The sequence below is a fragment of the Psychrobacter sp. JCM 18901 genome, assembly GCF_000586435.1.
Taxonomy (GTDB): Bacteria; Pseudomonadota; Gammaproteobacteria; order Pseudomonadales; family Moraxellaceae; genus Psychrobacter.
Genome location: NZ_BAWH01000034.1, coordinates 1 through 9,576, shown reverse-complemented (window position 1 = coordinate 9,576; position 9,576 = coordinate 1). Strand labels below are relative to the sequence as shown.

At 44.3% G+C, this 9,576-nt stretch carries 6 protein-coding genes and 2 pseudogenes; 3 read left to right on the top strand and 5 right to left on the bottom strand.

The window, feature by feature from the left end:
• Positions 1-50 precede the first annotated feature (50 nt).
• The 3 genes and pseudogenes from argF to dnaB form a co-directional block, all read right to left on the bottom strand.
• Entirely contained in the window at positions 51-974 is a 924-nt protein-coding gene (gene argF, locus TT11_RS16215; protein WP_261871156.1) for an ornithine carbamoyltransferase, read from the bottom strand.
• A gap of 217 nt (positions 975-1,191) precedes the next feature.
• Positions 1,192-2,296 (bottom strand): annotated as a pseudogene (gene alr, locus TT11_RS16210) (alanine racemase).
• A gap of 178 nt (positions 2,297-2,474) precedes the next feature.
• Positions 2,475-3,878 (bottom strand): replicative DNA helicase, encoded by a 1,404-nt coding sequence (gene dnaB, locus TT11_RS16205; RefSeq protein ID WP_057760393.1) that lies wholly within the window; start codon positions 3,876-3,878, stop codon positions 2,475-2,477.
• Positions 3,879-4,176: 298 nt separating this feature from the next.
• On the opposite strand from dnaB, the pseudogene pdxA reads away from it, so the two are divergent.
• Positions 4,177-5,278, top strand: a pseudogene (gene pdxA, locus TT11_RS16200) (4-hydroxythreonine-4-phosphate dehydrogenase PdxA).
• A gap of 161 nt (positions 5,279-5,439) precedes the next feature.
• On the opposite strand, the gene TT11_RS16195 reads toward pdxA, so the two are convergent.
• Positions 5,440-6,219, bottom strand: coding sequence for a transglutaminase family protein (locus TT11_RS16195; RefSeq protein WP_179798963.1), 780 nt, complete (start codon positions 6,217-6,219; stop codon positions 5,440-5,442).
• Between the two features lie 520 nt (positions 6,220-6,739).
• On the opposite strand from TT11_RS16195, the gene rsmA reads away from it, so the two are divergent.
• Both rsmA and TT11_RS16185 read left to right on the top strand, forming a co-directional pair.
• Positions 6,740-7,603 (top strand): 16S rRNA (adenine(1518)-N(6)/adenine(1519)-N(6))-dimethyltransferase RsmA, encoded by an 864-nt coding sequence (gene rsmA, locus TT11_RS16190; RefSeq protein ID WP_261871155.1) that lies wholly within the window; start codon positions 6,740-6,742, stop codon positions 7,601-7,603.
• Positions 7,604-7,744: 141 nt separating this feature from the next.
• The gene (locus TT11_RS16185) at positions 7,745-8,581 is read left to right on the top strand and encodes a symmetrical bis(5'-nucleosyl)-tetraphosphatase (RefSeq protein ID WP_261871154.1); all 837 of its coding nucleotides are present in this window, start codon (positions 7,745-7,747) and stop codon (positions 8,579-8,581) included.
• A gap of 120 nt (positions 8,582-8,701) precedes the next feature.
• On the opposite strand, the gene TT11_RS16180 is transcribed toward TT11_RS16185, so the two are convergent.
• Complete coding sequence (locus TT11_RS16180; protein WP_261871153.1) at positions 8,702-8,971, bottom strand: hypothetical protein; 270 nt, start codon at positions 8,969-8,971, stop codon at positions 8,702-8,704.
• Between the last annotated feature and the right edge of the window lie 605 nt (positions 8,972-9,576).

The following is a 9,576-nucleotide window of genomic DNA, read 5'->3' as shown; positions in this document are numbered from 1 at the left end:
GCAAGTTATCTTACTATTTATTTCATTGTCTTTTTATAGAATAGCCTAAGTTATGTAGGCAACTTGATTTTGTCTTTAAGTAAAAATTCCATCAATGCTTTCTGTGCATGTAAGCGGTTTTCAGCTTCATCCCAAACGACAGAACGCGGGTCATTAAGCATGTCATGAGAGATTTCTTCGCCGCGATGGGCTGGCAAGCAGTGCATAAACACTACTTCAGGATCAGCCTTGTCTAATAGAGACGGCGTCACTTGATAAGGCGCAAAGCGACGTGCACGCGTGTTTTGCTCTGACTCCTGACCCATACTTGCCCACACATCAGTGACAATTAAGTTAGAATCTTTTGCCGCATCTTGTACGTTTTCTACCAGACTGACACAGTGTGAGAAGCGTTCCATAAGTTTCGGATCAGGCTCAAACCCATAAGGTGCTGCCACACGTAATTCAAAACCAAACTGATTGGCAGCTTGCATAAATGATGAGCACATATTGTTGCCATCACCGACCCACGTGACGATCTTATTTTCTATACTACCGCGATGCTCGTAATAGGTTTGCATATCAGCAAGCAACTGGCATGGATGATAGTCATCGGTCAACGCATTGATAATCGGCACACTAGAGTATTCAGCAAAGGTTTCAACTTTTTCATGCCCAAAGGTACGAATCATGATGATATCAACCATGCTAGAAATCACGCGTGCTGAGTCTTCTAGTGGCTCGCCGCGACCGAGCTGTGTATCGTTTGGTGATAAAAATATGGCGTTACCACCAAATTGACCCATGCCCGTCTCAAATGAGATACGGGTACGCGTTGAAGATTTTTCAAATATCATACCAAGCGTACGACCAACAAAAGGCTGGTATATCTCGCCTGCGTGTTGCATCTTACGCAGTTCGCTTGCGCGTTTGATTAAGTTTTCTAGTTCTTGTTTGGTTAAATCAGATAAGGTTAAAAAATGGCGCAAACTCATAGTAATCCTAGCAGTCGATCGCAGTCAGTGAAACGTCATCAGTCTTCAATAGCATCGCGTCAGTGCGTATACTGGGTTGACAACAAACTTTTAGTATAGCGTATTTACTTTCAATGTAAACGTTCATTTTTATCAAGATCAAATGGCTTGCCAAATAGACCGAAATCTCCTTAGCAAGCCACGATACCTTGTACGCTAATGACTGTGCCGCTAATGATTATGCCTGTATACGGTTTGGACGTATACTTAGGCGACATAATAGCTCATAGCTAATCGTCCCAGCATGATTTGCAACTTCATCGATACGCGGCGCATCGCCCCATAGCATGACCTTGCTATCTATAGCAAGACTCTCAGGTGCATTACTGATATCAATGACAATCATATCCATCGCCACGCGCCCAATCACCGGGCAGCGGTAGTTTTGGCTGTCGCTAGTATCCATGACAGTGACATACGCATCATCAGTGACCACACGTGGGTAGCCATCACCATATCCAACGCTGACCAATGCGGTTCTGGTGTCTTGCTGCGCACGCCAGCGGCTACCATAGCCGATCGCATCATTTGCGCTAACGGTTTGTAGAGCAATGATTTGAGCACTGAATTCCATCGCGGGCTGCAAGTCTAGTTCTTGTGCACTTTTATCGACGACAGGTGAGCTACCGTACAAGATAATGCCTGGACGTACCCAATCATAATGATGTTCTGGAAAGTTGACGATACCAGCAGAGTTGCATAATGAGCCTTGGATATCTGGCTAATGGTTTCTTTCAAAGTCGCCAGTACGCTTGAGAAACGCTCAATCTGCATCGCATTTAATGGGTGATCGTGGTCGTCAGCATTGGCAAAATGCGTGGCTAGGATCAGCTGATAACCCGCTTCATGTAGGCGTTTTGCTGCTGATAGCACACCCTCAGCATTGAAACCCAAACGGTTCATACCTGTATTGTATTTGAGCCAAGCTACTCTAGTTGCACTGCCAGCTGGCGGGATGTTTTGTAGTGCCCACTCTAGCTGTGGTCCGTGGTGAATCACGCAGCTAATCTCATGATCAGTCGCTTGCTGCCACTCATCAGCGGTAAACGCACCTTCTACTAGACCGATGGTTTTCTCCCAACCTAGCTGTCTGGCTTCTAGCGCTTCAGTCAAAGTAGCGACACCGATACCATCTGCTTGCTGCAGGCTGGCAAGACTGCCGCCACGCCATGCCCGTAAGCATTGGATTTGACCATAGCCAATACCTTAGACTGGGGTGCACGCTTTTTTACTTGATTTAGGTTATGGGTAAGAGCTTTTGGTTTTATGGTGATAGTGCGCATAATCGCCTTCTGTATGAGTAGAATTATGAAGTTATAAAGCCAGTACTGCATCGATTGAGTTGATGCGGTACTGGCTATTGTATTAAAACTGGTTATGTAAAATTATTCATTAACCTATAATTGAAACTGAGTTTATATAAGGCTCAGTCTTTGTTAGGGTTAAGTTTTATAAGGTTAATTACTCATCATTCTCAAAACTCACGCCTTGATAGTACTCTGGCGTTAGATTAATAAAGCGGGTAAATTGACCTTCAAAGCCTAAACGAATAGTACCGATAGGGCCGTTACGCTGTTTACCAATAATGATTTCCGCCACGCCTTTGTGGTCTGAGTTTTCATTATAAACCTCATCACGATAGATGAACATAATCAAATCGGCATCCTGCTCAATCGCACCAGACTCACGTAGATCCGACATGATAGGGCGTTTATTTGGACGGTTTTCTAGACTACGGTTAAGCTGTGATAACGCAATCACTGGACATTCAAGCTCACGTGCGAGCGCCTTTAGACTACGAGAAATCTCGGAAATCTCGCCAACACGGTTACCATCTAGACTTGGTACTTTCATCAGCTGAAGATAATCGACTACGATAGCACCCAAGCGACCATCATGGTTTTTGGCGATACGGCGGCAGCGGGAACGCATCTCAGACGGCGGTAGGGCAGTACTGTCATCAATATATAAATGCTTTGATTGCAAATGTTGAATGGCGTTCATCATTTTTGCCCATTCATCTTCATTCATTTGCCCAGAGCGTAGATGCGTCTGATTAATCGCGCCCCATGAGGATAGCAGACGCATGACGATAGATTCAGCAGGCATCTCCATCGAAAATACGACTACTGGCAAATCTTCATTAAACAAAATCCCTTCTGCTAAGTTCATCGCAAAAGTAGTTTTACCCATCGAAGGACGCGCAGCGACAATAATCAAATCACCGGCTTGTAGGCCTTGGGTTTTGTTATTCAATTCAGCAAATGGTGTCTGCAAACCAATCATGCCGTCGGGGTTGGATTTGAGTTCTTGAATCTTATCGATAACATTGGTCAAGACAGAGGTAATACCAACAGGTCCGCGCTGTTCCGCGCGTTTGTTATGCTGCTCATTGATACTAAATATTTTGCCTTCGACATTGTCTAGAATGTCGCTAACGCTTTGGTCTTTTGGATTATAGGCAAGCGTCAGCATGTCATTACCAGTGGTAATTAACTGGCGTAGGGTTGATAGCTCACGCACACGTTGGGCGTAGGCAGTCAGGTTAAACAAAGTCGCAGGACTTTGGCTCAAAATATCCGCCAAATAACTGTCACCACCTGCACCTTTGAGTAATTTCTGCGCTTCTAACCAATCGTGTACCATGACCGTATCATAAGGCTCATTCACTGCCGCCAAATGGGCAATGGCATCAAAAATATATTGATGTCGCCCAGCATAAAAGTCATCTTTGGTGACAATGTCGGCAATCTTGTCGTACGCCTCTTCGATACTCATCAAAGACGCGAGCAATGCCTTTTCAATATCGATATTGTGTGGCGGTGTCTGATTGAGTAAGTCGTCGGTTTTGTCGTTTTCTGCCATGAGTGCCTAATGAGTTAAAATGGGTATGAAAAAAGATGTCGATGATAGAGCAATACAAACGTAGCGCGCCTCTACGATAGAAGTACCAAAACGCGGTCTCAGGTTTGTCTGTAAATGCTACAATCAGATGCGAAAGTTTAACACATAATGTGGTTTTTTAGACTTGATAAAGAACTAAATCTGAAGTGATTGTTTTTCATGAGCTAAGAAATACCATACAATATCTAAGTATAAAAATTTAAAACAATAATTATAAATATAATAAAATCAGTAATTTAAATAAAAAAAGGCTATTGTTATGACAGAAGAAAAGCGCCCGCTATTAATCACGACAGGTGAGCCTGCAGGTATTGGCATGGACGTAGTACTAGGACTAGCAGCAGAGGGTAAGTTGCAAGATTTTGCTCGGCCAATTTGGGTGACTGCTGATGCTAAAGCCATGCAAACTCGCGCAGAGAAGTTGGTCGCGGCTGGCGTGCTTAAAAGCATACCTAGTTGGCATACTATCAATACAGATATAAATACTGATAATTTCGATGTTAACTTAGTAGAGCAGATATCAAAGCAAGATATAGATACTGATAGCGCTTTTATCCTACTGAATATTCCTTGTGCGGCACCAGTTGTCTGCGGGCAAATCAATATCGCTAACTCAGCGATGGTGGCTCAGCAGTTAGATATTGCTCATAAACTGGCAATAAATAATACAGTCGCTGCCATCGTCACTGGGCCATTGCAAAAATCAGCGTTGATAGATGCTGGTATCAAGCTGTTAGATGGCACTATGTTTAGCGGTCACACTGAGTTTTTTTATGCAGCAAAGTGGCTGTGAGAAAGTCGTCATGATGCTAGCCAATCAAGCGATGAAAGTCGCGCTTGTCACTACCCATTTGCCATTAAAAGACATACCTGCTGCGATTACTGCCGACAATGTACGCCAAACGGTACAAATCGTCATCGATGACATGAGAGAGAAGTTTGGTCTCATACAGCCTCGTATCTTGGTTTGCGGCCTCAATCCACATGCAGGCGAGGGCGGGCACTTGGGAAGTGAGGAGATTGAGATTATCAATCCCGTGTTGCAAGAATTCATCGATGCAGGTGTCAATATATCAGAGGCGATGCCTGCCGATACGTTATTTACCACCAGACATTTAGCAAACTGTGATGCGGTCATTGCCATGTATCACGACCAAGGATTGCCAGTATTAAAATCGCACGGTTTTGGCGATACGGTCAATCTAACCTTAGGCTTGCCTTATATTCGCACTTCTGTCGATCATGGTACGGCGTTAGACTTGGCAGGAAGCGGCGGTGCGAGTGCGACCAGTTTATATCAAGCACTAAATATGGCTAATGAGATGGCGGATAAGTCACTTATCGATGTACCTGCTGTATAAGTCAGTGCTTATAGATATTTTTCACATAGTACTTAATAATTTTATTATCAGTAATGCCTACCTAAAAAGGCAGCCGCTTAAGACGATTTAGTAAAGTTTTTATCGTGTATGACAGGCAGCATCTGTCTTAAACACAGGCTCGAAAGCCTAGGATCAGGACCCTAAGCTTGTCTGGTTACGGATACCGATTGGTTGATGAGCTCCATGGATCCGAACGAGGTTAAGAACGCGACGTTGGACGCATCGGACCCAACACCGATGCGGGCCATTGTGTCGGCACCTGCCATGCCAGTCGGATCAATGAGGTGCCAGCTCCCTTCAAGATAGACCTCGGCCACGGCATGAAAGTCTTGTGGTGTCACATCGGGCGCATAAACGCTCACAAACCTGGCTGGTATCGACGACGCGCGCGCTAGTGTTACGAGAACATGCGCAAAGTCGCGGCATACGCCCTGACGTTGAGCAAAGCTGTCGAGCGCGGTGGTTTGTGCATGGCTCGATCCGGGTACATAGCTAAATGCCGACTCGATCCAGTCGCGCATTGCGGCAATCCGTGCGCCGCCAGTGAGATCGCCAAACTCGGCGTCCACGAAGGCATGGAACTGTTCTGACGGGCAATAGTGAGACGGCATTAAATGCCTGATCGTCTCTCCGGGCAAAAGATGCAAGGGCGTTTGGGACAGTGCCGATATGTCTAAGGCAGGACGGTCAACGGCGATTTCTGCGAGATAAGTGCAGCTAAAATCCCCTTCGGCATGAATCCAAATCCGCTCTCCTATGCCATCATCGGCGGTAACCCGTGAAAAATGCGCAACGTCTGATGTCCAAATCTCGGCTGACCGTACCCGTTGATCCGCAAGATCGGCAGCTTCAATCTGAAGCAAAAGATCCATTGGCTCTGAGAGTCGATAATGGAGGGTGACGTTAAGTTTCAGGATCATATATGAGTTCCCTAAGGGTATTTATCTGGCGGGCTGACGATCGCGTAGGGCTAAACTGCCTCGACCATATCAGAGACTGGCTTACTTTACTGGAGTCAGACAGCAATGCCTGACAGGGTTAAATTATCATAATAGCGCTTTTCAAACTCAAAAGGTGAAACATAACCAATTGCGTTATGCAGTGGGGCTTTATTAAACCCAAGAAGCGTTAAAAATCGTTTAATTATCGATTTAGTTTTACGCCGCAATCGTTATGATGTCGCCATCTTTGGACCTGTTTCTGTCTGCTAGCACTTGATTTGACGCTACTATTTAGCATAGTCAGAGTTTATATTATATGAATGTAGAGGTAAAAAGTTACCGGGCCGGTTACTCGAAAGCATGGCTCGTCTATCGATAATAATTATTCAAAAACACAGCCTAATTATGAGCTGTGGTATAATTTGTCATTATAAAGTCAGTATATCGCTGCCATTACATTATCATCGCCCATTTATCTTTTATACATTAAGACTCTTTTATGTCCAAAACTTCATTTGATGCTCAAACTATTTCTAACAGCTTACGTGCTGCCAAACATCAGCCGCGTAAGCGCTTTGGCCAAAATTTCTTGCATGATACTAGCGTCATTCGCGAAATCGTCGAAAGTATTCGTCTAGAGCGCGATGACAATTTGATCGAGATTGGGCCTGGTATGGGCGCATTGACCGAGCCGTTATTGGCAGAAGTGGATGCAATGACCGTGGTGGAGCTGGATCGCGATTTGGCAGATAGCTTGCGTATTCGTATCGGTGCCAATAGCCACCCAAACTTTGAGATTATCAAAGACAATGCGATGCATGTGGACTACCGTGAGCTATATAGTGAAGAGCGCGGTAAGCTGCGCGTAGTGGGCAACCTACCGTATAACATCTCAACGCCTATCTTGTTTCATTTGCTTAGCTATGCCGATGTGATTCAAGACATGCATTTTATGTTGCAAAAAGAAGTGGTTGAGCGTATCACAGCTGATGTGGGCAGCAAGACTTATGGCCGCTTATCGGTCATCATGCAGTACCACTGTGATACAGATTATTTGCTGACCGTTCCTCGCGGTGCATTCAATCCACCACCCAAGGTGACTAGTGCTGTATTCCGTCTGACGCCGCATATCAACAAACCAGTCGTCGCAAATGATGAAGAGCACTTTGCTATTGTCGTGCGTGAGACTTTTAACCATCGTCGCAAGACGCTACGTGCTATCTTCAAAAAATCAACGTTGCTGCCGACATTGAGTGAAGACGATTTTTCGGCTTGTGGTATCGATCCGCAGGCACGACCTGAGACATTAAGTGTTACAGACTTTGTGAACCTAAGCAATCATTCACAACAGCTAGACGTATAATGTATTTTTGATACATAAAAGCATGCTACTAACCGTCAATTATAATGGCGGTTTTTTATGCTTTATTTTTATGACTAGTACTTAAGTATTTATTTCTTATCGAGCTGTCTTTAACTATCGTATTTAAATCGTTGAGGTGTTATGAGTTTTCGCCATCAGTATGTTATCGGTGACTTACAGGGTTGCTATGCTGCATATCTACAATTGCTAAAGACACTGGATTTCGATCCTGCCCAAGACAAGTTATGGTTTGCTGGTGATTTGGTAGCACGCGGCGAGGACTCATTGAACACGCTGCGTCATGTCAAAGTGTTGTGTGAGCAAGGCGCTGCGGCAACGGTATTGGGCAATCATGATCTTAATTTGATAGCAGTCTGGCGCGGGGCCGCCAAGCTTAAAAATAAAGACAAAACGGCACCTATCTTTGCTGCGGATGACTGTGATGAGTTGCTCGAATGGTTACGCAGGCAGCCGATATTAGCCTATCCTGATGAGTACACGGTGTTGGTGCATGCGGGTATTCCACCACATTGGAGTATTGAAGTCGCCGCAGGATATGCACAGCAATTAGAAGCTCAGCTGCAAAGTAGATTGGAGCAGCTCGATCAATTGCTGCCGAATCTATATAGCAAAGAAGCGGATGAATGGCATGCAGGTATCGAAGGATTTACCAAGATGCGGGCGATTGCTAATTACTTTACGCGTATGCGCTTGTGTAAGCAAGATGGGTCGCTCGAGTTTGGCTTTTCAGCAGGTTTAGATGAGGCTATGCCAACCGATTTTTTGCCTTGGTTTGAGTGGCAAGTACCGCGCACTCGTAAGATACTATTTGGGCATTGGGCTGCGCTAAAAGGCGAGATTGATTTGCCACATGCGCGCGCACTTGACGGTGGCTGCGTGTGGGGTAATTATCTATTGGCTTATCGATTGGGTGATGGCAAGGTAATAACTTCAAGCGCACAGTGCCCGAGTCCATAAATAGTCTGTTATAAGTGGTTCCATTATAGCAGTCTGTTTTAGATGGTCTGTTAATGGGTTTGAAGGGTGAAATATCTGGTTCCCTTGGGGTATACATTGGCTACCGCTTGGGCTTATCTGCTATGTGGGCGCAATTTCTATTGCACCGGCAACAGCACAACCCTGATATGCTTTGCCTGCGTAAGTTAATATTGCAGTAAATTCATTTTGATAGCCATTGTCATCGATACAAAGGTTATTTTTTATATTCACAACAATAGGCTGTCCATTGACAGTACTCGCGTATTCGACACCTTCAGTATTGACAGAACCAGAACCCACCACGGTAACTGTTGCTGTCGTTGGCTTTAAGAAATTTGCCTCTATACTTAGCTCATTTCCTTCAATCACTATTCGCCAAATTTTCCCTTTGTTTCCAAAAGCAGTAAATGCCCCTGACGCTACCGGCGCTTCTATTGTAGCTGCTTACTCAGATCCGTGGTGTCGGCACGATGGTTACTACAAGCCACTAGAGCTAAGCTGCCCGTTAAGCACATTGTCGTTAGAAGCAAAGAACGCATAATTTTTCCTTTAAATATAATAAGAGAAGAGGGCGTTCAAAACTCTGTGTCAACTAAATTAAAGACGCTAGCCAATTTAATAAACGCCCCGTGCGTGATTATTTGGATTCTTGATTGGATAATATTTGAATATTTGCCGTATTTTACTAGCTTGAACATATCATTCACTGGGGTGGAGTGTTAATCTGTTATGTTTTTTCATTGGATTTGCTTTGGTCTATTGTGTACTAGCTAAAATCTACTCGAAGATATGGATGTAATATATAGTTTTTCCGACACCAATAAACTCAACTATTTTGGATGTTAAAATAATCAATTATTTTTTTAATACGAAAGGTTTTAAGATGAAATCAAAGAAAATACTCGCCCTTGCATTTGTGATGTCGTGTATAGCTGCTTTAGCAGGCTGTAACACAACACCTGATAACAGTAGTC